Below are 21646 nucleotides of genomic sequence, written 5' to 3' on the forward strand. Positions count from 1 at the left end.
TGCGCGAGCCCGATAACCCTGATGTACCGCTGCCCTCGGCATTTTTCGCCGGCCGGCATCGTGAGCCAGTCTGATAGAACGCATGTCCCGCACAAAGTTGCTCGCCCGGCTTCGCGCCATCGCCCCGTCCGGCCGTCCGGCCGGCGGCTTCCAGCTTCAGCGGCTCGCCGCGCCCGTCCTGACGGTCGTGATCTGCGTGCTGCTCCTGATCGTCTTCCAGCATCTTTCGCGCGCGGTCGACTACAAGTCGGTCGTGCATTCGCTGCGCGTGATGACGCCGCAAGCCTGGCTTGCCGCGCTGTTGGCCACCGCGCTGTCGTTTGCCGCACTGGTCGGGCGCGACGCGGTCGGGCTGCGCCACATCGGCGTAACGCTGCCGCGCTCGCTGCTGTGGGTCGGCGCGACGGTCGGCTCGGCGCTCGGCAACGTGACCGGCTTTGGCGCGCTGACGGGCGGCGCGGTGCGTTGCCGTGTCTATGGCGCCTCCGGCGTGACACCCGCGCAAGTCGGCCGGTTGACCCTGTTTACCAGCATCACGCTGGCGCTTTCGCTGGCCTTCATGGCCGCAGCGGGCATGCTGTTTGACGCACACACGCTCGCCGGCCTCGTGCATCTGCCGCCCGCCGCACTGCGCATGACCGGCGCGGCCCTGCTGGCCGTGTTCGCCGCGATGGTCCTGCTGTGCGGCCGCGCGCCGCGCACGTTGCAGTCGCGCTGGAAGTGGCTGTCGTTCACTGTGCCGGCGCGGCGCGATTTCGTCGCGCAGGCGGCGCTGGCCGTCGTCGATGTCTTCGGCGCGGGCCTCGCGCTCTGGGCGCTGCTGCCGAATCCGCAAGTCGGCTTCATCGACTTCATGACGGTCTTCTCGGCCGCGATGCTGCTCGGCATGATTGGTCATACGCCGGGCGGCGTCGGCGTGTTCGAGGCGGCGATGGTCTTCGCGCTCGGCGGCAGCGCGCAGACGCCCGACGTGGTCGCGGCGCTGCTCGCGTATCGCGCGATCTATTTCGGCCTGCCGCTGATCCTCTCGGCCGGCGTGATGGCCGCCTTCGAAGGACGTGCGCTGAAAGGCCGCTTCGGTTTCCTGAGCCCGCATCACGTGTCGCAGCTCGCGCCGGTGTTCCTGTCGATCGTCACGTTCGCAGCCGGCACCATGCTCGTCATCTCCGGCGCGACGCCCGCCTTCAAGATGCGCATTGCGCTGCTGCAAACCCTCGTGCCGTTGTGGGTGCTGGAAAGCTCGCAGTTGCTCGGCTCGGTGCTCGGCGTGCTGCTGCTGTTCGTCGCGCGCGGTCTGCTGCGCCGGCTCGACGCCGCGTGGTGGCTCGCGCTCGGCCTCGCGGTCGCGAATCTGGCGCTGTCGCTGGCGAAGGGTCTTGCGTTCGTCGAAGTGGGCGTGCTCGCGTTCCTCGTCGTGCTGCTGGTGCTGACGCGCGAGCGTTTCAACCGCCGTTCGTCGCTGTTTGCCGAGCGTTTCACGGCGACCTGGCTGATCTCGATCGGCGTCGTGATGGCCTTCGCGTTCTGGATCATGTTCTTCGCGTTCCGCGACGTGCCGTACAGCGGCGACCTCTGGTGGCAATTCGCGTTCGACGAACGCGCCCCGCGCGCGCTGCGCGCGACGCTCGCGGCCGCCGTGTTCGGCACGGTGTTCGCCGTGTGGCAGCTGTTGCGCCCGGCGGCGGGCCGTTTCGTGAAGCCCGCGCCGCAGGATCTCGCCGATGCCGCGCGCATTTTCCGCGCGCAGGAACGCAGCGACGCCGGCCTCGCGATGATGGGCGACAAGAGTTTCCTGTTTTCGGAGTCGCGCGAAGCCTTTCTGATGTACGCGAAGCACGGCCGCACGTGGGCCGCGTTGCATGATCCGGTGGGTCCGCGCCGCGAGTGGGCGGAACTGATCCGCAAGTTCGTGGAACTGGCGCATGCGCACAATGGCCGCGCCGCGTTCTATCAGGTGCGCGCCGACGCCTTGCCGCTGTATCTCGACGCCGGCCTGACGCTGATGAAGCTCGGCGAGGAAGCGCACGTGGCGCTGGCGGACTTCGACCTGAAGGGATCGCACCGCTCGCATCTGCGCTATGCGCTCAAGCGCGGCGAACGCGATGGCTTCGATACCGAGGTCATCGGGCCGGACCGGATCGTCGAAAGCCTGCCGATGCTGCGCGCCATCTCCGACGACTGGCTCGACAGCCGTGCCGCGCGCGAGAAGAGTTTCTCGGTGGCGGCGTTCACGGAGGACTACCTGTCGGCGCAGTCGGTGCTGCTGGTCCGGCAGCAGGGTGTGCCGGTCGCGTTCGTCACCTTCATGACCACCGACATGAACACGGAAGCGACCGTCGGCGTGATGCGCCATGTCGACGCGGCGTCCTCGTATGCGATGGAATATCTCTTCACGAAGCTCGCGCTGCATCTGAAGGAAACGGGTTTCAAGTCGCTGTCGCTGGGCATCGCGCCGCTGTCGGGCATGGAGCCGACGCCGCTCGCGTCGCACTGGCACCGCTTCGCGGGCCTGGTCTGGCGCTTCGGCGGACGCTTCTATAACTTCCGCGGTCTGCGCGGATTCAAGAGCAAGTTCCAGCCGCGCTGGGAGCCGCGTTATCTGGCGGCGTCCGGTTCGGTCGGCGTATTTTTCACTTTGGCGGATCTCTCGCTTCTCGCGGGCGGCTGGCGTTCATGACATTCCTTTGCAAGAGAGCGGCGGCCTTCGCGACCGCCGCCGTGTGTGCTGTTTCCTGGCTGGGCGCGGCGCATGCCGCCGAATCGATTCCCGGCGGCCGTTATGGCCAGGTGATGCTGACGAAACCCGCCGGCGACATGACCGGTTTCGTCGTGCTGTTTTCGGAGAAGAGCGGCTGGAGTCCGTCTGACCAGCAAGCCGCCGATGCCCTCGCCGCGAAAGGCGCAATGGTGATTGGCGTCGATACGCTGAAATACGCGGCCCAGGTGAAGGCGGACAAGAGCGAGAAGGAATGTCACAACCTCGTCGGCGATGCGGAGAACATGAGCCATCAGCTCGAACGCACCGTGCAGACGAACCACTACTATTCGCCGATCCTCGCCGGCACGGGCCAGGGCGCGGCGCTCGCGGAGAGTTCGCTGCGCCAGGCGCCGGACAATACGGTGGCAGGCGCGGTGTCGCTCGGCGCGGATGCTCAGCTCGACGCCCGTTTCGATCCGTGTCCGCCGGACCCCACCATCATCCACGCCAAAGGTTTGCCGGGGTTTCTGGAGCGCGCGGCCGCGCCGCAGCCGGGCCACTCGAAAGCCGACGCGCTGGTCGCGCTGACCGCGCCGCACCTGAAGAAGGCCGAGCCGGTCGCGGAAGGCGATGTCTCCGATCTGCCGCTGATCGAACTGCGCGCCGACAAGCCGACCGATCTGCTCGCCATCGTGATTTCCGGCGACGGCGGCTGGCGCGATCTCGACAAGACCATGGCGCTTGCGTTGCAGCGTGACGGGGTATCGGTGATCGGCGTCGATTCGCTGCGTTACTTCTGGAGCGAAAAAACGCCGCAGCAGACGGCCAATGACCTCGCCCGCGTGATCCGCTTCTACAACGCCCGCTGGCATACGAGCCACGTGGCGTTGCTGGGCTATTCGTTCGGCGCCGACGTCATGCCGTTCGCCTACAACCGTCTGCCGGACGCGGTGCGCGAACAGGTGTCGTACATCTCGCTGATGGGCTTCTCGCCCGCCGCCGATTTCCAGATCCGCGTGACGGGCTGGCTTGGGATGCCCGCGAGCGAGAAGGCGCTGAAGGTGCGGCCGGAATTGAACAAGGTGCCGCCGGCGATGGTGCAATGCATCTACGGCGAGAAGGAAGAAGACACGCTGTGCCCGGATCTGACGAAGACGGGCATTGAAGTGGTGAAGCTGCCGGGCGACCATCACTTCGGCGGCGACTACGACGCGCTCGCGCGCCGGATTCTGGCCGGCTGGCGCAAGCAGATCGCGGCGCGGCAGGGGTGAGGGGGACGGTTGCGTCCCGCTCACCCAGCCTCTTACTTGAGCGGGCCGAGAAAATCCCGTTTGCCGATCGGCGCGCCGAGATGACGCAGGATGTCGTGCGTCGTGACGACGTGGAAATAGAAATTCGGCAGCCCGAAGCCGAGCAGATAATCGACGCCGGAGAACGACGGCGAAAAGTCCGGAAACTTCAGCGTGACCGTGCGTTCTTCGCTGTCGACGAGCGTGGACTTGTCGATGCTCTTCAGATACGCAATCGTCTTCTCGATGCGCGCCTGCAGCGACGCGAAGCTGTCTTCGTCGTCCTCGAAACGCGGCGCCTCGACGCCTGACAGCCGCGCCGCGGACAGCTTGGCGGTGTCGCTGGCGCGCTGGATCTGCGCAACGAGCGGCAGCATGTCCGGGGCGAGCCGGGCATTGATGACATCGGTGTGGGCGAGGCCTTTCTGATCCGCGAAGGCGGCGCCCTTGGCGAGCAGATCCGCGCACACTTCGAGGCCGCGGATGAAGACGGGAATCGATGCGCGATACATCGTGAGAGACATGGGGCGGTGCTCCTTGAGTTTGATTTTCGACTGCTTCCAGGCAACCGGAATCGGCTCCGGCGACAGGGGACATCAGCATAGCGCCGGGCGCGCGGAACTGCTTGGATCGCTGGACGCAAGCAGTCTGTCAATCGGTCCGCCCTGCTTTCAAATCGTGACGCGCTTCCCATGCCGCCAATTCCGTCCGGTAGTGCGCCAGCGCCTCGTCATAAAGATCGAACACGCATGGATTGCAGCCGCTTTGACAGCAATCGCCCGGTAGCGGATGTTCGGGCAGGGTGGGGCGTGGATCGTCGGTTTCGGTCATCAGCAGGATGAATGGGTCAGGGGCACTACCGCTTCGCGAGATAAACGCGAGCGGCTAGACTTTGGCGGTGCATGCTTCGCACCCGATGCGATACTGCGCGCGGACGGTGGCTCGCCCATTGTCTCGGCTTCATGGTTTCACGCTGACTGGACCGAGGGACTCGCGCGATGAATCAGACCATCAGCCTCGTCATCTCCGGTGTGCTCGCGAGCGCCTTGCTGGCCGGTTGCGCGTATGCGCCGGCATCCTCTGATGTCGCTTCCCCCTCCGCACAGACCGCGCAAGGCGCGTGGAGCGCCGAAATCCGCCGCACCCGCGACGGCATTCCGCATATCCGCGCCGCCGACTGGGGCAGCCTGGGCTTCGGCTTCGGCTATGCACAGGCGGAGGATAACCTGTGCACGCTTGCCGATGCCTTCGTCACCTATCGCGGCGAACGTTCCGCCTTCTTTGGCGCGGAAGCTCGTCCGACAGCGCCCGCGACCTTCGGTCAGCCGCGCAACATCGACTCGGACTTTTTCTTCAAGCTGATCGGCGAGCAGCCCAATCTCGACCGCTTTCGCGCGGCGCAGCCGGCCGACCTGCGCAATCTGATCGATGGTTTCGCCAGCGGCTACAACCGCTATCTCGCCGATCTCGACGCCGGCCGTTCGCCGGGCGCGCATGCGGCGTGCCGGGGCAAGCCCTGGCTCGGAAAAATCGGCGCGGACGATATCTACCGGCGTTTGATCGCGGCCAATCTGGCGGGCGGCTCGGTGCGCTTCATCACTCCGATCGCGACGGCCCATCCGCCTGCCGCCGCCACGACCGCGCCGCACGGCGCACTCGACGCACCGGAGCAGACAGCGGACACGCTGCGTTTTGCGATCGGCGACACGCCCGGCATCGGCAGCAATGCGCTCGCGTTCGGCGCACCGGTGACGCACGACGGACGCAGCATCCTGTTCGGCAATCCGCACTGGTTCTGGCGCGGACCGGACCGTTTCTATCAGGCGCAGCTGACGATTCCCGGCAAGGTGAACGTCGCGGGCGTGTCGTTTCTCGGCGTGCCGCTGATCGTGCTCGGCTTCAATGAGAACGTCGCGTGGACGCATACGGTGTCGAGCGCGCGGCGCTTCGGCATTTTCCAGCTCGCGCTGGATCCGGCTGATCCGACGCGCTATCTCGTCGACGGCCAGAGCGAGGCCATGACGCCCGTGCCGCTCACGGTGCGCACGCGGCGCGCCGATGGTTCCTACGAGACTGTTTCGCGGACGCTCTACAAGACCCGCTATGGTCCGGTCGTCGATCTGTCCGCGCAGGCGGCGGGTCTCGGCTGGAACGCGCAGCGCGCCTACGCGCTCGCCGACATCAACGCCGACAACCTGCGTGCCTTCCAGAACTTTTTCGCATGGAATCAGGCGCGTTCGCTGAACGACTTCATCGCGATCCAGAAACGCGACGTTGGCATGCCGTGGGTCAACACCTTCGCCATCGGTCGCGGCGATGCACGTGTGTGGTTCGCGGACATCGGCCCGATTCCGAATGTCCCCGACGACCTCGCGGACGCCTGCACGACGCCCGCCGGCCGTGCGTTCGCGGGGCGCGTGCCGGGGGTGCCGTTCCTTGACGGCGCCAAAAGCGCCTGCGCGTGGCGCGTGGATCCGGGCAGTGTGCAAGCGGGCGCGCTGGCCGTCGGGCAATTGCCCAATACCGTGCGCGGCGACTATGTCGGCAACTTCAACGACAGCTATTGGCTCACCAATGCCAACGCGCCGTTGACGGGCTATCCGCGCGTCGCGGGGGCCACGCGCGTCGAGCAGTCGCTGCGCACGCGCTATGGCCATCTGCTCGCCGCGCGCCTGCAACGCGAGCGTGGCGGTGTGACGCGCGAGGCGCTGGAAACGGCCGTGCTCGAGACTCACTCGATGTCCGAACGGCTGTTCCGCAAGCCGCTGCTCGACGCCATCTGCACCGTCAACGATGCGCTCTCCAACCTGCACGATGCCTGCGAAGTGCTGCGCCAGTGGAACGGGACGGCGGACATCGACGCGCGCGGCGCCAACCTGTGGGACGAGTTCTGGATGCGCATCACGCGCATTGCGCCCGAGCGGCTGTATGCATCGGGTTTCGATCCCGACAAACCGCTTGCGACGCCGTCAGACTTCAACGTCGACAATCCGGCCGTGCTGCAGGACTTGCGTCAGGCGCTGGGCGGGGCGGCGCTGGCGCTCAGGCTGAACGGCTTCGCACTCGACGCGCGGCGCGGCGACATGCTCTATACGACGCGCCAGGGCGCGCGCGTGCCGCTCTACGGCGGGTGTGACGAGGCGGGATATTTCACGGTGGTGTGCGCGCGGCGGCCGCTGGACGCGAAAGGCTATCCGTTGGAGCCGAACGGGCAGGGCGATAGCTATGTCCAGGTCGTGACTTTTGGAGCGGACGGGACAGACGGAGTGGAAGCCGACACGATGCTGTCGCACTCCGAATCCGACGATCCCGCATCGCCCCACTCCGGCGACGCGACCCGCGCATTCGCGGTGAGGCGCTGGTCGCGCTTTCCGTTCACCGAACAGGCCATCGACGCCGATCCGGCTGTGACGCGCGTGGTGGTATCGGCTGCGCCGTGATGAAGTTGCTGAAACGCAAGGGCCCGTGCGTTGAGGACAATCAAGCAAATTGTATGAGCAATGCCTTCCCAATTCGAGTCTGGCGTGAATCCCGTCTATCATGAGATTTTGCTTCAATGGACATACGCTCATGACGACCGGCGGCGGCATGCAACACGACGAGGCGGTGCGGCTGGACTCCGCTGCGCTGCGCGATTTTGTGGAACGCAAATGGAACGACGAGATCGTTCCAGCGCTGACTGACTACATCGCCATTCCTGCAAAAAGCCCGATGTTCGACCACGACTGGGCGCGCCATGGCTTCATCGAGCGCGTGGTCACGGACGCGGTGGACTGGGTGAAAACGCAACCGGTCAAGGGACTCAAAGTAGAGATCGTGCGCCTGGCCGGGCGCACGCCGGTCATCTTCTTCGAAGCGCCCGCGACCCGTTCGGGCAGCACGGAAACCGTGGTGCTCTACGGCCATCTCGACAAGCAGCCGGAATTCGAAGGTTGGCGCAACGACCTCGGCCCCTGGACGCCGAAACTCGAGAACGACAAGCTCTATGGCCGCGGCGGCGCCGACGACGGCTACGCCACCTATGCCAGCATCACGGCGCTCGCGGCGCTGGATGCGCAAGGCGTGGAGCGGCCGCGTTGCGTGGGCATCATCGAGACCTGCGAGGAGTCGGGCAGCTATGACCTGCTGCCCTACATCGACGCGTTGCGCGACCGGCTCGGCGAGGTCGGTCTGGTGATCTGTCTGGATTCGGGCGCGGGCAACTACGATCAGTTGTGGCTGACCACGTCGCTGCGCGGTCTGGTGAGCGGCGACCTGGAGGTGCAGGTCCTCGACGAGGGCATTCATTCGGGCGGCTACGGCGGCATTGCACCGTCGACCTTCCGCATCATGCGGCAACTGCTCGAACGCCTCGAGGACGCGAGCACCGGCGATCTTCTGCCGAAGAATTTCCATTGCGAGATTCCGGTGCTGCGTCAGCGCGAAGCCGCGGTCACCGCCAACATCCTCGGCGATGATGTCTGGAAAAAGCTGCCCTGGAGCTGCGGTCAGGACGGCGGCAGTGTCCTGCCGACGACCACGGACCCGCACGAGGCGCTGCTCAAGTCCACCTGGCGTCCCTCGCTGACCGTGACAGGCGCGGCTGGCCTGCCGGCGCTCGCCGATGCCGGCAACGTGCTGGCGCCGCGCACGGCGTTCAAGTTGTCGCTGCGTCTGCCGCCGCTTGTCGAAGCGACGGCGGCGGTCGCGCAATTGAAGTCCTTGCTGGAACTCGATCCACCCTATAACGCCCGGGTGACGTTCAAACCGGAAGCGGGCGCGGCGACAGGCTGGAATGCGCCCGACCTCGCGCCCTGGCTCGCCAGCTCGCTGAACGACGCGTCACGGCGGCATTTCGGCGCGGATGTGGCCTTCATGGGGCAGGGCGGCACGATTCCATTGATGAACACGCTGAAAGAAGGCTTCCCGCGCTCGCAGTTCATGGTGTGCGGCGTGCTCGGTCCGAAGTCGAATGCGCATGGGCCGAACGAATTCCTTCATGTGTCTTACGCGAAGAAGCTGACGGCGTCGGTGGCGGAAGTGATCGCGCTGGCGCCTTGACGTTGCAGGCGTCGAAAGATCCATGCTTCACTGAAGCCCGGCTTGTCCGGGCTTTTTTTCGACCGTTTGCGGAAAACTGCGAATTCAAACTGGTAAGGCCAGTTGATCGTCGGTAAAGTGATGAGCCCGCACGCGTCCTGACGCTGGACGCGCAAGCCAATCACCATGGAGACGAGTGTCGCAATGAACGCATCTTCCACGCCCAGCACGAACGCCCCGGACCGGCGCATTGCCGCCGACACGCTGCACGCCTATGTCCGCGCCATCTGGACCCACGCCGGCAGTGCGCCGCGCGAGGCCGAACTGATCGCGGACCACCTGGTGATGTCGAACCTGTCGGGGCACGATTCGCATGGCATCGGCATGATTCCGCGCTATGTCGCTTCGCTCGCCGAAGGGCAACTGCAACTCAACACGCATGCCGAGATTGTGCGCGATGCCGGCGCGGTATTGAGCATCGACGGCCGCAAGGGCTTTGGCCAGGTGGTCGCCTATGAGGCGATGGAACATGGCATCGAGCGCGCCAGGAAACTCGGCGTGTGCGCGGTCGGCCTGCGCAACGCGCATCACATCGGCCGGATCGGTCATTGGGCGGAGCAGTGCGCGAAGGCCGGTCTGGTGTCCTTCCATTTCGTGAACGTCGCGGGCGATCCGCTGGTGGCGCCGTTCGGCGGCATCGACAGCCGTTTCGGCACGAATCCGTTCTGCGCGGCTTATCCGCGCGACGGCAAAGCCCCGCTGGTGCTCGACTTCGCGACGGCCGGCATCGCGTACGGCAAGACGCGCGTCGCGTACAACAAGGGGGTGAAGGTTGCGCCGGGCATGCTGCTCGACCACGAAGGGCATCCGACCGTCGAGCCGAAGGTCATGCACGAGGAGCCCTTCGGTACGCTGACTGCGTTCGGTCTGCACAAGGGCTCGGGGCTCGCCGCGTTGTGCGAGATTTTCGGCGGGGCGCTGTCGGGCGGTTACACGACGCATGAAAGCACGCTGGAGAAGACGAGTGCGATCATGAACTGCATGACCTCGGTGATTCTCGACCCGAACGCGTTCGACGCGCCCGCCGCGCAGCAGGAAGCGGAAGCGTTTCTTGCCTGGATGAAGGCTTCGCCGCGTGCCGAGGGCGTGGATGAGATCCTGGCGCCGGGCGATGCGGAAGAAGCGCGCCGCGCGGAGTATGGCGCGAAGGGCATTGCCGTCGATCCGACCACGTGGCGGCAGATTCGTGAATCGGCGGAAAAATCCGGCATGCCGCAAGCGGATGTCGAGCGTTATTCGAGTGCGTTGAAATAAGCGGCGGGGCTTCAGGCTGCGCGGCAAATTGGTCAAGCCAGTTTGCCGCGCGGCGCGGGTCGTGCGTTGTCGTGTGCGTTTAGGCTGGTTTAGTGACGAGTTCGTTTTCGATCCACTCGATCACGGACGTCCGCGCGGGCTGCCAGCCGAGCGTTTCGCGGATGCGCTGGCTGCGCACGCGGCTGTTCGAGCCGAGACCGTAAGAGGCCATTTCATAGCCCCATTCCTTGATTGCTTCCTCCAGCGGCCAGTCTTCCGGGCCACGCAGGTCGAGCGCGCGCGCCATTGCCGTGGTCATGTCGCGAAACTGCGCTTCGCCGCTTTCGACGAAATAAAACGTGCCGGCGGGCGACTTCTGGAGCGCGAGCCGATAGGCTTCCACGACGTCGTCGATATGCACGTTCGACCAGATATTCAGGCCCCGGCCGACGTGGCGCACGACGCCGCTTGTCCTTGCCTGTCTCTCGAGGCGCGGCAACTGTACGCTGCATGCGCCCGGCACCACGCCATGGCCGTAGATCAGCGTGTTGCACAGCACCGCCGAGCGCACGCCGCGGCGGGCGGCGTCGAGCACGAGACGGTCGATGGCGACGCGCGGCGCCTTGTCGGCTGTCGGTTCGGGCAGATCGTCTTCGGTGTAGATCCGCTCCGATGCCTCGCCGCCCGACGCGTCCCCGACGATGCTGGAGCCGCTCGTATGCAGGAACGGCTTGTTCGAGCCTTCGAGCGCGCGAAGCAGCGTTTCGACCGCGCCGCGATGGTCGCTGCTGGCGGCGTTGATGACCGCGTCGGCGGCCTGGGCTTCGGCGGCGAGCAGCACGGCGTCGTCCAGACTGCCGATGACCGGCTCGATGCCGAGTTGTTTCAGGTCGCCGGCCTGTTCGGCGCGACGGATGAGTCCGCGGACGTGATGTCCGTCACGCGCGAGCCCGGCGGCGATTGACCCGCCAATGAAACCGCCTGCACCCGTGATGAAAATGTTCATGTTCTTGCTCCAGTGGATGATCCCGATTCGATGAAGCGAGTATGAACCGCTTCGACTTTCGCAAAAACAGTGATAGTTTCAAATCAAACTTGACTCCAGATCAAGAATCCGGCGCGCTCGGTTTGCTTCGATCGCCAGCAGCGGGTGATGATGCACAGGCGCTTTCCTCCTCATTCAACATCAATCGACAGAAACAGCCATGCCACCGATCGAACTCATCAACGCTCCTGGCCTGCCGATTCCCGCGGGCCACTACAGCCACGCGACGCGGGCGGGCAATCTCGTTTGCGTCTCGGGCCAGTTGCCCGTGCGTCCGGACGGCACGCATACCGGCGATCGCCCGTTCGAAGAGCAGGCCGAACAGACGCTCGCCAACCTGCGCACCGTGCTGGAGGCGGCGGGCGCGGGCCTCGGCGACTGCATCGAGGTGACGGTGTACCTTGCCGGCGTCGAGCACTGGAAGCCGTTCAACGAGATCTACGCGCGCCATTTCGGCGCGTGGAAGCCGGCGCGCGCCGTGGTGCCGGTGGGCGCGCTGCACTATGGCTATCTGATCGAGATAGCCGCGCGCGCGTGGGTCGAGCGCGGCTAGCGGCACATGCTTGGCGCTAGGTCAGGTCGAGCGCGGTGGTCAGGTCGCCGAGCGGCGCCTGCCCGCGTTCGGCCATCGCCCGGTCCCGTCTGTTGACACCTTCGAGCGGTTCGAGATCATGCACCCGTGAGATGAAGCGGAGGATCGAGTTGGTGTCGTGCACGGTGTGATCGACATAGCCTTTTTTCGCGAAAGGCGAGATCACCAGGGCTGGGATGCGCGAGCCCGGTCCCCAACGGTCTCCCTTGGGCGGGGACACGTGATCCCACCACCCGCCGTTTTCATCCACGGTAACGATGATGACGGTGTTCTGCCACTGCGGCCCGCGCTGGATATGCTCGATGACATTCGAAATGTGGCGGTCGCCCGACGCGACGTCCGCATAGCCCGCATGCATATTGAGATTGCCCTGCGGCTTGTAGAACGTGACGGAGGGCAGGCGGCCGGCGTCGATGTCGGCGAGCAGCTTGTTCGTGGACGGGTCGTCGCCAAGACCGGCGTCGCGCAGATGTTGGGCGCGCGCGGCCGTGCCGGGTGCGTAGTTGGCGAAGTAGTTGAAGGGCTGATGGTGATACTGGAAATCCGGCACCGCGCCGGTGTCGCGATGGTCCAGCGCGTATTGCCATGCACCGCTATACCATGCCCATTCGACGTTCTTCGCGGACAGCCGGTCGCCGATGTTCGCGTACGTCTGAGGCGGCAGCACGAGCGCGTTGGCCCTGTCCGCCAAGTGAGGATCTCCACCGGGCGGCGGGGGCACATTGCTCGGCTGGAACGGCGGGAACATGGTGTTGACCGCGAAGCCGTCGGCGGTCAGGGCGCCGTCGCGGACGAACTTCGGCGGGCCTTCGAGGGCTGACGCGGGGGAGTTCGGCGCGAGCTTCAGACGCGAACCCGTGGGGTCGTCACCTTCGACCACGGCCAGCAGCTTGGCTGCCTGACCGCTGCTGGCGTCTGTGTAAAAGGGCGGCTGAGCCGAGATCAGGAAGATGTGGTTCAGCCATGACCCGCCGAATGCCGACATGAAGAAGTTGTCGCACAAGGTGTATTGCTGCGCGAGTCCCCAAAGCTTCAGGGTGTCCGGGGAATTCTGGTAATGACCCATGACGAGGCCGCCTGAATCGCCCCACGCCGCGAATTGATTGTTGCGTCCGGCATTGATCTGCATCTGGTTCTGATAGAACCGGTGCACGAGGTCCCGTGTGATGACGGAGTTGGGCAGCGGCGCGCCGTGGGCATCTGGAATCTGGAACGGCCCGTTGCGCAAGCCGGTGATCTGCTGCTCGGAAATAGCGTAACGCACGCCGTTCACTTCCTGTGCCTGCGGGACGAGGCCGCCCCAGATCTTCGGCAACGAGGGCATGGGCGTGACGCCGTCGCGGTCGAGCTGGGTGTAGTGCGACGCAGGCACGCCCGAGAGCGGATATTGAACGCCCGGAAAATTGCCGTAGAGATTGGTGAAACTGCGGTTTTCCGCGTAGATCACGACGATGTTCCTGACTTGGGCCGCAAGTGTGCGGTCGAGGGCGAGGTCTGCCGCTGTCTTCAGTGTCGACGGCTTTTGTTCGAACAGGTTGCAACCGCTGAGCGTCAGCCCGGCGAAACCCACGCCCGCGACGCCCGCAGCCAGCAGTCTGCGGCGCGCGGGGTCCGCGGGAGCGTCGCTGGCCGAGCCTTCGTTGCTCGATGGTGCATGCTCGCCAGAAAGCTCATTTTGCGGATGGTCGTTCTGATTCATCGCCTGACTCCTCGTGAAGACACGGCACACGCCTGATGACGCATGCCAGACGCCCGTATTACCCGGCGGTCGATGGAGCGGCCATGATGCCGCATTGGCCGGCCGTGTGAAAGCTGGCCGAATGGCCTAGGACGAATACGGAATCAGGCGTGGGCGGGATGCGGCAGGGTCAGAATCGGCCTATGTCTTTTGGCCGACTGGAAACCATCATGCGACGTGACTAACATCAACTGAAAACGAGCTTGACTCCCACGAGCAGCAGGGTGGCGGCGAGCATGTGTCGCAACAGGGCTTCGGGCGCTTTCGAGGAGAGCATGCTACCCACGGCAATACCGGGAATGGAGCCCACGAGGAGCGAGGCGAGCAGGGACCAGTCCACTGAACCGAGCATCCAGTGGCCCGCGCCGGCAATCAGCGTCAGCGGCACGGCATGAGCCACGTCCGAGCCCACAATGCGCACGGTCGCGAGCCGCGGATACAACAGCAGGAGCACGGTCACGCCAATCGCGCCCGCGCCCACGGAGGTGATCGACACCAGCACGCCGAGCACGGCGCCGGTGAAGACGGTCCAGGCAACCGTGCGCGCCGGCTGCGCGGGGCGGTTGCGGCCCTTCTGGTAGGCGAGGCGCGCGAGTTGCGGGCGGAAGACGAGCGAAACGGCGGTGATCAGCAGTGCGCTGCCGAGAATCACCTGAATGAGGCGTGCGGTATCCGGCGAGCCTATGCCGTGCGCGTGCAGGAAATAGAGCGTGATGGCGGCTGCCGGCACGCTGCCCGCCGCGAGCCGGCCGGTGATGCGCCAGTCCACGGAGCCCTTGAGGCCGTGTACCAGCGTGCCCGCGCTCTTCGTTGCGGCTGCGTAGAGCAGGTCGGTGCCCACGGCTGTTGCCGGGTGAATGCCGAACAGAAGGACGAGGAGCGGCGTCATCAGCGAACCGCCGCCCACGCCCGTCAGTCCGACCAGGAAACCCACCGCGAGGCCCGAGGCGGAATAGAGTAGATCAATATGCGGAAATGACATTGCGCGCAGAGAACCCGTCAGGCCTGGTGGAGTCGAAAAACCGTCGATGATAGCGGGTAAGCGCTTTACCGGGTGCGTGCAGGTGCCGTCCGCACGGGCGTTCGGCGCGTGCAGCGCCACTCCGGGTGCATTCAATCGTAGTTCACGAACACCCTTCAGATCACTTTCAGGAAGGTGCAATGACTAATCAGGAACAGAAGCAAGACCCCGGTCAACAGCAACAACAGCAGCAGACGGAAGCGCAGTTGAAGCCCGCCGGCACGGACGAGGCCTTTATTCCCACCGAGCATTCGAACATGCCGAGCGAGCGCCAGTTCGTGCTCAAGTCGGGCAATACGTTCGCCGTGTACGACGCCAACGGCGACATCCGCGGCGGCGACGACGGCCTGTTCGTCAACGACACGCGGGTGCTGTCCGAACTCGTCCTGACCTTCGGCGGCCGCGCTCCTTCACTGCTGTCTGGCAGCGTATCGAGCGACAACGCTGTATTCACCGCGCATCTGACGAACCGGCCGTTGCCGCCCATCGGCGGCGCGCGCACGCCGGAAGGCGTGATTCACGTCGAACGCAAGCGCGTGTTGTCCGGGCACGTGCTGCACGAGAGTATCGTGCTCACGAACTACGGCACGGAGCCATCCACGGTACCGCTGTCCATTTCCTTCAAGGCGGATTTCCTCGACATGTTCGAGGTGCGCGGCGCGAAGCGCGGCAAGCGCGGCAGTCTGCGTCCGCCGGTGGTCGAAAACGGCGAGGTCGTGCTGCGTTATGTCGGTCTGGATGAAGTGGAGCGCACCGCGCGCATCCAGTTCACGCCGGCGCCGGACGTGCTGTCGCCGTCGCGCGCCGATTACGCGCTGCATATCCAGTCGGAGACGGCCATTTCGGTCTATCTGTCTGTCACAGCCATTACCCGGGCCTTGAGCGATGCCAGCGAGGAGAGCAAGCGCAACGCGGCTGAAGCCGCGGAGTGCGAGCCCGAATCGGGCCGGCCAGCCATCCGCGAAGCGCTTGTCGAGGCGCACCGGCGCATGCGGGACCGGCGCCGGGCCAGCGCACGCGTGCGTTCGAGCAATCCGCTTTTCAGCGAATGGATCGATCGTTCCCTGGCGGATCTTGGCTTGCTGACCACGGATCTCGAGACCGGTCCGTATCCGTACGCCGGCATTCCGTGGTTTTCCACGGCGTTCGGGCGCGACGCCATCATCACGTCGCTGCAGATGCTCTGGCTGCATCCCACACTCGCGCGCGGCGTGTTGCGCTTCCTGGCCGCACACCAGGCCCGCGAAGATTCGGCGTTCCGCGACGCCGAAATCGGCAAGATCATGCACGAAACGCGCAAGAGCGAGATGGCTGCCACCGGCGAAGTGCCGTTTGCGCTTTACTACGGCGGCGTGGACAGCACACCGCTGTTCATCGTGCTGGCGGGCGCCTACGCGGAGCGCACCGGCGACCGCGCGTTGCTCGACGAAATCTGGCCTGCGCTGCAACTCGCGGCCGACTGGGTGGCGCGCCACTGCGACAAGAATCCGTGGGGCCTCCTCGACTATCAGCGTGCCTCCGAACACGGTCTTGCCAACCAGGGCTGGAAGGACAGCCAGGATTCCGTGTTTCACGCGGACGGCAAATTCCCGATCGGTCCAATTGCCCTCGTCGAGGTGCAGGGTTATGCATCGACGGCCTTTTCCACGATGGCGCGTCTCGCGCGCGAACGGGGCGAAGAAGAGCGTGCCGGCGAGTTCGAGCGGCGTGCGCGTCACATCCGCGAGCGGGTGGAGGAAATGTTCTGGATGCCGGAGATGGATTTCTACGGCATTGCGCTGGACGGCAAGGGCGAGTTGTGCCGCGTGCTGTCATCGAACGCAGGACATTTGCTGGCCTTCGACCTCGTCGACCGGACACGAGGCGAAGCGGTTGCCCGTCAGCTCGAATCCACACTGTTTCACACCGGCTGGGGCGTGCGCGCGCTGGCGGCGGGACAGCCGCGCTTCAATCCGATGTCGTATCACAACGGCTCGGTCTGGCCGCATGACACCGCCCTGTGTGCGCGCGGTCTGGCCCGCTACGGCGACCGCGGCGCGGCGGTCGGCCTGCTGCAGGCGCTGTTCGAGGCGGCCGTTACCTTCGACATGCGCCTGCCCGAGTTGTTTTGCGGCTTCACGCGTCAGCGCGGCGAACGGCCGATCGCCTATCCCGTCGCGTGTCTGCCGCAGGCCTGGGCAGCCGGTACGCCGTTCATGATCCTGGAAGCGTGTCTGGGCGTGTCGGTGGATGCGGTGAAGGACGAAGTGCGCATCGACCGTCCGCAATTGCCCGAGGGCATCGACTGGCTGGAGATCGGGGATCTTCGCCTTGGCGACAAAAACGTGACGATCACGTTCCGGCGCGTCGGCGGGCAGGTGATTCCGTCGGTCGAGGGCGATGTGAGGGTGGTCGCGGTGCTATAAGGTGCCACCGCATGGCGCCGTCAGGCGCCATGCGGGCGCTCAGCCTCAAACAGGCTCAAACCGCGACGCTGCCCACGTAGTTCTCGGCAAGCGCGATGGCGGCCGCGCGCGAGGTCGTCACGTGTTCCAGCTCCGCCACCTGCAGACGCTGTTCGAACGGCGAAGTGTCATCGAGCTTGTGCAGCATGCGCGTCATCCACCAGGAGAAGTGCTCGGCGCGCCAGACCCGCTTGAGCGCGGTTGCCGTGTATTGCGCCAGCTTCTCGCCGCTGCCTTCCTGATAGAAGTCGAGGAGCGCGGCGTTCAGCACGCGCACGTCCGACACCGCCAGGTTCAGGCCTTTCGCGCCGGTCGGCGGCACGATGTGGGCGGCGTCGCCGGCGAGGAACAGCTTGCCGGACTGCATCGGCGTGGACACGAAACTCCGCATGCCGACAATGTTCTTCTGGAAAATCCGGCCTTCGGTGATCTGCCAGCCATCGGCGGTATCGACACGTGCGTGCAGTTCGGCCCAGATGCGATCGTCGGACCAGGCATCGACAGTATCTTTCGGGTCGCATTGGAAGTACATGCGCTGCACGCCCGGCGACCGCGTGCTGATGAGCGCAAAGCCACGATCGTGACGGGCGTAGATCAGTTCGTCCGAGGAGGGCGGCGCCTCCACCAGAATGCCGAACCAGCCGAACGGATAGATGCGCTGATAATCCTGCCGCACCGCTTCGGGAATCGACTGACGCGAGACACCTTGCGAGCCGTCACAGCCGACAATGAAATCGCATTCGAGGGTCTCGTCGCGGCCCTCGTGCCGGTACGCGATGCGCGGCTTGCGGTCGCTGCCTTCGTGGAAATCGTGCAGCGAGACGTCCGACACATTGAACTTCAGCGCGCCGTTCGCAGCGAGCCGCGCCGCGACCAGATCCTTGATGACTTCGTGCTGGGCGTAGACCGTGATCGAATGGCCGGTGAGCTCGGTCAGCGCAATGCGGCGGCGCTGCCCCTCGAAAGCCAGTTCGAAGCCGTGATGCAACGCGCCTTCAGCCTGCATCCGAGCGCCGAGACCGGCCTGATTGAGGGTGTCCATCGTGCCTTGTTCGAGCACCCCGGCACGGATCGTCGATTCTATGTCGTTCTGGCTGCGCGCCTCGAGCACGACCGATTCGATACCCCGCAAATGCAACAGGTGAGAAAGAAGAAGCCCGGCCGGGCCCGCGCCGACGATGCCGACTTGAGTACGCATGTTTGTCTCCGAGAGGCAATGTGATGTTGTGCGTACAGTGTCGACAGCTTGCTTCTATGCAGCAATGCGATAGCCTGGATAAGAAATATCTTATTTCGAGATAAAGGGGGTAAAAGGCGGCAAATCTTGGAAAAACGAGGGTAAATCCCTACGAACCAACGGCCGGCGGGAGCGGCCGGCCGTTCTTCAACTTCCGACCTGGGACTACTCCTTCATCTGCTTGAGACGCGCTTCTCCCTGACGCGTGAGCATCCAGCCCGGATATTCAGCGGGCAACTGGCTCACTTCGTCCAGCGCCGCCAGCTCGTCTTCATTGAGCTTCACCTGGGTGGCCGCGATGTTGTCGTTGAGTTGATCGATCCGCTTCGCTCCGATGATCACGCTCGTCACGACCTTCTGGTGCAGCAGCCAGGCCAAAGCAATCTGCGCGACCGTCACGCCCTTTGACTCAGCCATGCGACGCATCACATCGACGCAGTCGTAAGCGCGGTCCGCGTTCACCGGCGGAAAATCGAACTTGCTGCGGCGGCTGCCTTCTTCCTTGCCGCCGTCGCGCGTGAACTTGCCCGAAAGCAGGCCGCCTGCGAGCGGACTCCACACCATCAAGCCGACATTCTCGCTTTGCAGAAGCGGCACGAGTTCGCGCTCCAGATCGCGTCCTGCGATCGTGTAATAGGCCTGGAGCGATTCGAAGCGCGCCAGTCCGAGCCGCTCTGAAATGCCAAGCGCCTTCATGATCTGCCACGCGGCCCAGTTCGACACGCCGACATAGCGCACATGGCCGTGCTGCACCAGCGTGTCGAGCGCGCGCAGCGTTTCCTCGATCGGCGTGGCGGGATCGAAACCGTGGATCTGATACAGGTCGACGTGATCCAGTTGCAGGCGTTGCAGGCTCGTCTTGACGCCGTCGATGATGTGATAGCGCGACGCACCGCGCGAATTGACGCCCTTGGTGCCGGTCTCGCCGAGAATCTTGGTCGCGACGACCACGTTCTCGCGCGGCACCTTCAGGTTCTTCAGCGCCTGGCCGGTGATGATCTCCGAGCGGCCGTCCGAATAGACATCGGCGGTGTCGATGAAGTTGATGCCCGCATCGAGCGAGCGGCCCACCAGCGTGTCGGCTTCCGTCTGCTGCAAATTGCCGATGTTGTCCCAGATTCCGCCGGTCCCGCCGCCGAATGTCATCGTGCCGAGGCACAGTTCGGAGACGAAAAGACCGGTATTGCCGAATTTTCTGTAGCGCATGGTTGCTCCCGAATGGCTGAACGGGCGCGGCATCGCCACGAACTAGCGACGAACCGCCCCGGCAGTGCAGTATCGTCCCGCAGCAGCGCGCCTTCATAGCCTGATCCTGCTCGATCCTTGCCTGTTTCTGCAAACGCATCGGGGTTCCCCGAGCAATCTCCCCCTCGCGCGAGTATGCTGAACGCACTCTCCCATCTCGAAAATGGTCCGGAAATCATGGCTTTGAACGACACACCCGAATTCGCCGGCAAAGAGGAGCACGAGCATCCGCGGGACGCACGCAACGGCGGCCACGGCAGCCACGCACCCGATGCGTCGCTGGATCAGGCACGCCTCGATCTCGTCACGCTGCTGGACCGCTTCACCGCCGGATGCGAAGGGTCGGTCGACACCCCGGTGCCGGGGCTGGCCCTGCACCGGATCATGAATCCCGGCGGGCCGAAGCACGGCATCCAGACGCCCGCGCTCGCGCTGATCGCGCAGGGCAGCAAGCGGCTGATGGTCGGCGACGAGGTCTATGTGTACGACCCGATGCATTACCTGGTGTCGTCGGTGGATTTGCCGGTGTGCGGACAGGTGTCGGTGGCGAGCGAATCGGAGCCGTATCTCGGCATGCGGCTGGAGCTCGACGTCGAGGAAATCACCTCGCTGATCCAGGACGAAAAGCTGCCGCCCGCGACCCAGGCCGACGCCTCCCGCGGCCTCTATGTGAACCGCCTCGGCAACTCGATGCTCGACGCGGTCCTGCGTCTGCTGCGGCTCGTCGACGCGCCCGAAGACGTGCCGATCCTCGCGCCGCTGGTGAAGCGCGAGATTCTCTATCGGCTGCTGATGAACGGTTCCGGCGCGCGCCTGCGGCAGATCGCGCTGCAGGACAGCCAGACGCAGCGGATCGCCAAGGCCATTCAGCTGCTGCGCCAGCATTTCGATCAGCCGCTGCGCGTGGAAGACATTGCGCGCGATGTGCATATGAGCGTGTCGTCGCTGCATCATCACTTCAAGGCCGTGACCGCAATGAGCCCGCTGCAGTATCAGAAGCAGTTGCGCTTGCAGGAGGCGCGCCGCCTGATGCTGCTCGATATCGCCGATGCCGCGACGGCCGCGCATCGCGTCGGCTACGAGAGCGCTTCGCAGTTCAGCCGCGAGTACAGCCGCCTGTTCGGCGCGCCGCCCTTGCGCGACACGCGCCGCTGGCGCGACGCCACGGCCGCCGCCGCCGGCGCCTGAACCATCAAGTGCCATCGGGAATCACTGGCCGAGCGCGTCGGAATGGTCTTGAATGGATGCCGTCTGGCGATGCGAAGGCGCTGCCGCATCGATTAATTTCATCGTCCGCGGAATAGTGCAGCGCTGACGAACGTTCTACGGATACTTCTACAACAAGGAAAGATGAAATGAAGAAGCGCATCCTGATGTCCGTCGCCGCATTTGCCGCTCAGGCCGTGCTCACGGCTGGTTTTGCTTCGTCCGCCCATGCCGCGGCGCCGAAGGAAGCCAACGGCATGGCCGTCGATGAAAACGGCATGACCCTCTATACCTTCGACAAGGACTCGAAGGGCAGCCCGAGCGCCTGCACGGGCGGCTGCGCGCAGGCGTGGCCCGCCGCGATGGCCACCGACTCCGACAAGCCGTCAGGCAAATGGAGCATGGAAGCCGCCGACGGGGGCAAGCAATGGGCCTACGACGGCAAGCGTGTGTACCGCTTCGCGAAGGACACGAAGCCGGGCGACAAGAACGGCGACAATTTCCGCGACGTGTGGCATGTCGTGAAGCCGTAAGCGATCGCGCAATAAACGGCCACGCACGGCATGACACGGCACAAGGACGGGCCTGCGGAATAAAGCGGCTCGTCCGCCAGTCAATACACTGAAAGGAACACGATCATGAAACGATCGATCGGAGTGACGGCGCTCCTGGTCGCGCTCGCCCTCGGGACGGGGCTGGCCGGCTGTGCGAGCGGACCGCAGGCGGCGCCTTCATCGGGTGCGCCAAGCGGACCTGCCGGCGGAGGAAGCTACTGATGGCCGATTGGGAGCAGCGAGCCCGACGAAGGAAGCGCACAAC

18 protein-coding genes are annotated in these 21646 nt (G+C 65.1%); 10 read left to right on the plus strand and 8 right to left on the minus strand.

The features are described from left to right. Positions 1 to 82 precede the first annotated feature (82 nt). Together mprF and QCE63_RS29095 are read left to right on the plus strand one after the other, a co-directional pair. The gene (gene mprF, locus QCE63_RS29090; RefSeq protein ID WP_309837994.1) at positions 83 to 2677 is read left to right on the plus strand and encodes a bifunctional lysylphosphatidylglycerol flippase/synthetase MprF; all 2595 of its coding nucleotides are present in this window, start codon (positions 83 to 85) and stop codon (positions 2675 to 2677) included. After that, positions 2674 to 3969 (plus strand): AcvB/VirJ family lysyl-phosphatidylglycerol hydrolase, encoded by a 1296-nt coding sequence (locus QCE63_RS29095; RefSeq protein ID WP_309837995.1) that lies wholly within the window; start codon positions 2674 to 2676, stop codon positions 3967 to 3969. Before mprF ends, QCE63_RS29095 begins: the two co-directional genes overlap by 4 nt. Positions 3970 to 4001: 32 nt before the next feature. Here the strand turns inward: QCE63_RS29095 and QCE63_RS29100 are convergent, their stop codons facing one another. After that, positions 4002 to 4511 (minus strand): DUF1993 domain-containing protein, encoded by a 510-nt coding sequence (locus QCE63_RS29100; protein ID WP_309837996.1) that lies wholly within the window; start codon positions 4509 to 4511, stop codon positions 4002 to 4004. 127 nt (positions 4512 to 4638) lie between these two features. Next, positions 4639 to 4818: an oxidoreductase-like domain-containing protein gene (locus tag QCE63_RS29105; protein WP_309837997.1), complete on the minus strand. Its 180-nt coding sequence runs from the start codon at positions 4816 to 4818 to the stop codon at positions 4639 to 4641. A 167-nt stretch (positions 4819 to 4985) separates the two neighbouring features. Between QCE63_RS29105 and QCE63_RS29110 the strand changes: the two genes are divergently transcribed. Together QCE63_RS29110 and QCE63_RS29115 are read left to right on the plus strand one after the other, a co-directional pair. Next, positions 4986 to 7427 carry a penicillin acylase family protein gene (locus QCE63_RS29110; protein WP_309837998.1) on the plus strand — a complete coding sequence of 814 codons (2442 nt, stop codon included), beginning with the start codon at positions 4986 to 4988 and terminating at the stop codon, positions 7425 to 7427. 130 nt (positions 7428 to 7557) lie between these two features. Continuing rightward, positions 7558 to 9027 carry a M20 family metallopeptidase gene (locus QCE63_RS29115; RefSeq protein ID WP_309837999.1) on the plus strand — a complete coding sequence of 490 codons (1470 nt, stop codon included), beginning with the start codon at positions 7558 to 7560 and terminating at the stop codon, positions 9025 to 9027. On the opposite strand, the gene QCE63_RS29120 is transcribed toward QCE63_RS29115, so the two are convergent. Further along, a complete protein-coding gene (locus tag QCE63_RS29120) occupies positions 8973 to 9227 on the minus strand; it encodes a hypothetical protein (protein WP_309838000.1) in 255 nt (84 codons plus the stop codon). The two genes, QCE63_RS29115 and QCE63_RS29120, sit on opposite strands and share 55 nt — an antisense overlap. On the opposite strand from QCE63_RS29120, the gene QCE63_RS29125 reads away from it, so the two are divergent. Then, positions 9211 to 10320: a malate/lactate/ureidoglycolate dehydrogenase gene (locus QCE63_RS29125; protein WP_309838001.1), complete on the plus strand. Its 1110-nt coding sequence runs from the start codon at positions 9211 to 9213 to the stop codon at positions 10318 to 10320. The genes QCE63_RS29120 and QCE63_RS29125 overlap by 17 nt on opposite strands. Before the next feature lie 79 nt (positions 10321 to 10399). Here the strand turns inward: QCE63_RS29125 and QCE63_RS29130 are convergent, their stop codons facing one another. Further along, positions 10400 to 11305, minus strand: coding sequence for an NAD-dependent epimerase/dehydratase family protein (locus QCE63_RS29130; protein ID WP_309838002.1), 906 nt, complete (start codon positions 11303 to 11305; stop codon positions 10400 to 10402). Positions 11306 to 11504: 199 nt separating this feature from the next. Between QCE63_RS29130 and QCE63_RS29135 the strand changes: the two genes are divergently transcribed. After that, complete coding sequence (locus QCE63_RS29135; RefSeq protein WP_309838003.1) at positions 11505 to 11897, plus strand: RidA family protein; 393 nt, start codon at positions 11505 to 11507, stop codon at positions 11895 to 11897. Positions 11898 to 11913: 16 nt separating this feature from the next. Here the strand turns inward: QCE63_RS29135 and QCE63_RS29140 are convergent, their stop codons facing one another. Together QCE63_RS29140 and QCE63_RS29145 are read right to left on the minus strand one after the other, a co-directional pair. After that, positions 11914 to 13635 carry an acid phosphatase gene (locus QCE63_RS29140; protein WP_309838004.1) on the minus strand — a complete coding sequence of 574 codons (1722 nt, stop codon included), beginning with the start codon at positions 13633 to 13635 and terminating at the stop codon, positions 11914 to 11916. A gap of 226 nt (positions 13636 to 13861) precedes the next feature. Next, the gene (locus QCE63_RS29145; protein ID WP_309838005.1) at positions 13862 to 14656 is read right to left on the minus strand and encodes a sulfite exporter TauE/SafE family protein; all 795 of its coding nucleotides are present in this window, start codon (positions 14654 to 14656) and stop codon (positions 13862 to 13864) included. A gap of 179 nt (positions 14657 to 14835) precedes the next feature. Here QCE63_RS29145 and QCE63_RS29150 point away from each other — a divergent pair, with 179 nt between their 5' ends. After that, a complete protein-coding gene (locus QCE63_RS29150) occupies positions 14836 to 17100 on the plus strand; it encodes an amylo-alpha-1,6-glucosidase (protein ID WP_309838006.1) in 2265 nt (754 codons plus the stop codon). A 55-nt stretch (positions 17101 to 17155) separates the two neighbouring features. On the opposite strand, the gene QCE63_RS29155 is transcribed toward QCE63_RS29150, so the two are convergent. Further along, a complete protein-coding gene (locus QCE63_RS29155; RefSeq protein ID WP_309838007.1) occupies positions 17156 to 18337 on the minus strand; it encodes a 4-hydroxybenzoate 3-monooxygenase in 1182 nt (393 codons plus the stop codon). A 204-nt stretch (positions 18338 to 18541) separates the two neighbouring features. Further along, positions 18542 to 19582: an aldo/keto reductase gene (locus tag QCE63_RS29160; RefSeq protein ID WP_309838008.1), complete on the minus strand. Its 1041-nt coding sequence runs from the start codon at positions 19580 to 19582 to the stop codon at positions 18542 to 18544. Positions 19583 to 19798: 216 nt separating this feature from the next. Here QCE63_RS29160 and QCE63_RS29165 point away from each other — a divergent pair, with 216 nt between their 5' ends. The 3 genes from QCE63_RS29165 to QCE63_RS29175 all read left to right on the plus strand — a co-directional run bounded on the left by QCE63_RS29165 (position 19799) and on the right by QCE63_RS29175 (position 21603). Next, complete coding sequence (locus tag QCE63_RS29165) at positions 19799 to 20809, plus strand: AraC family transcriptional regulator (protein WP_309838009.1); 1011 nt, start codon at positions 19799 to 19801, stop codon at positions 20807 to 20809. Positions 20810 to 20976: 167 nt separating this feature from the next. Then, the gene (locus QCE63_RS29170; protein ID WP_309838010.1) at positions 20977 to 21360 is read left to right on the plus strand and encodes a hypothetical protein; all 384 of its coding nucleotides are present in this window, start codon (positions 20977 to 20979) and stop codon (positions 21358 to 21360) included. Between the two features lie 105 nt (positions 21361 to 21465). After that, complete coding sequence (locus tag QCE63_RS29175; RefSeq protein ID WP_309838011.1) at positions 21466 to 21603, plus strand: hypothetical protein; 138 nt, start codon at positions 21466 to 21468, stop codon at positions 21601 to 21603. The last annotated feature ends 43 nt before the right edge of the window (positions 21604 to 21646 follow it).

Origin of the sequence: Caballeronia sp. LZ065 (assembly GCF_031450975.1) — a bacterium.
Classification (GTDB): Bacteria; Pseudomonadota; Gammaproteobacteria; order Burkholderiales; family Burkholderiaceae; genus Caballeronia.

Bases quoted from the DNA above. Each gene is read 5' to 3' on its own strand.
- QCE63_RS29095 (WP_309837995.1), top strand. From the start codon at position 2,674: ATGACATTCCTTTGCAAGAGAGCGGCGGCCTTCGCGACCGCCGCCGTG.
- QCE63_RS29105 (WP_309837997.1), bottom strand. From the start codon at position 4,818: ATGACCGAAACCGACGATCCACGCCCCACCCTGCCCGAACATCCGCTA.
- QCE63_RS29165 (WP_309838009.1), top strand. From the start codon at position 19,799: ATGGCTTTGAACGACACACCCGAATTCGCCGGCAAAGAGGAGCACGAG.
- QCE63_RS29110 (WP_309837998.1), top strand. From the start codon at position 4,986: ATGAATCAGACCATCAGCCTCGTCATCTCCGGTGTGCTCGCGAGCGCC.
- QCE63_RS29155 (WP_309838007.1), bottom strand. From the start codon at position 18,337: ATGCGTACTCAAGTCGGCATCGTCGGCGCGGGCCCGGCCGGGCTTCTT.
- QCE63_RS29160 (WP_309838008.1), bottom strand. From the start codon at position 19,582: ATGCGCTACAGAAAATTCGGCAATACCGGTCTTTTCGTCTCCGAACTG.
- QCE63_RS29115 (WP_309837999.1), top strand. From the start codon at position 7,558: ATGACGACCGGCGGCGGCATGCAACACGACGAGGCGGTGCGGCTGGAC.
- QCE63_RS29125 (WP_309838001.1), top strand. From the start codon at position 9,211: ATGAACGCATCTTCCACGCCCAGCACGAACGCCCCGGACCGGCGCATT.
- QCE63_RS29100 (WP_309837996.1), bottom strand. From the start codon at position 4,511: ATGTCTCTCACGATGTATCGCGCATCGATTCCCGTCTTCATCCGCGGC.
- QCE63_RS29175 (WP_309838011.1), top strand. From the start codon at position 21,466: ATGAAACGATCGATCGGAGTGACGGCGCTCCTGGTCGCGCTCGCCCTC.
- QCE63_RS29135 (WP_309838003.1), top strand. From the start codon at position 11,505: ATGCCACCGATCGAACTCATCAACGCTCCTGGCCTGCCGATTCCCGCG.
- mprF (WP_309837994.1), top strand. From the start codon at position 83: ATGTCCCGCACAAAGTTGCTCGCCCGGCTTCGCGCCATCGCCCCGTCC.
- QCE63_RS29145 (WP_309838005.1), bottom strand. From the start codon at position 14,656: ATGTCATTTCCGCATATTGATCTACTCTATTCCGCCTCGGGCCTCGCG.
- QCE63_RS29150 (WP_309838006.1), top strand. From the start codon at position 14,836: ATGACTAATCAGGAACAGAAGCAAGACCCCGGTCAACAGCAACAACAG.
- QCE63_RS29140 (WP_309838004.1), bottom strand. From the start codon at position 13,635: ATGAATCAGAACGACCATCCGCAAAATGAGCTTTCTGGCGAGCATGCA.
- QCE63_RS29170 (WP_309838010.1), top strand. From the start codon at position 20,977: ATGAAGAAGCGCATCCTGATGTCCGTCGCCGCATTTGCCGCTCAGGCC.
- QCE63_RS29130 (WP_309838002.1), bottom strand. From the start codon at position 11,305: ATGAACATTTTCATCACGGGTGCAGGCGGTTTCATTGGCGGGTCAATC.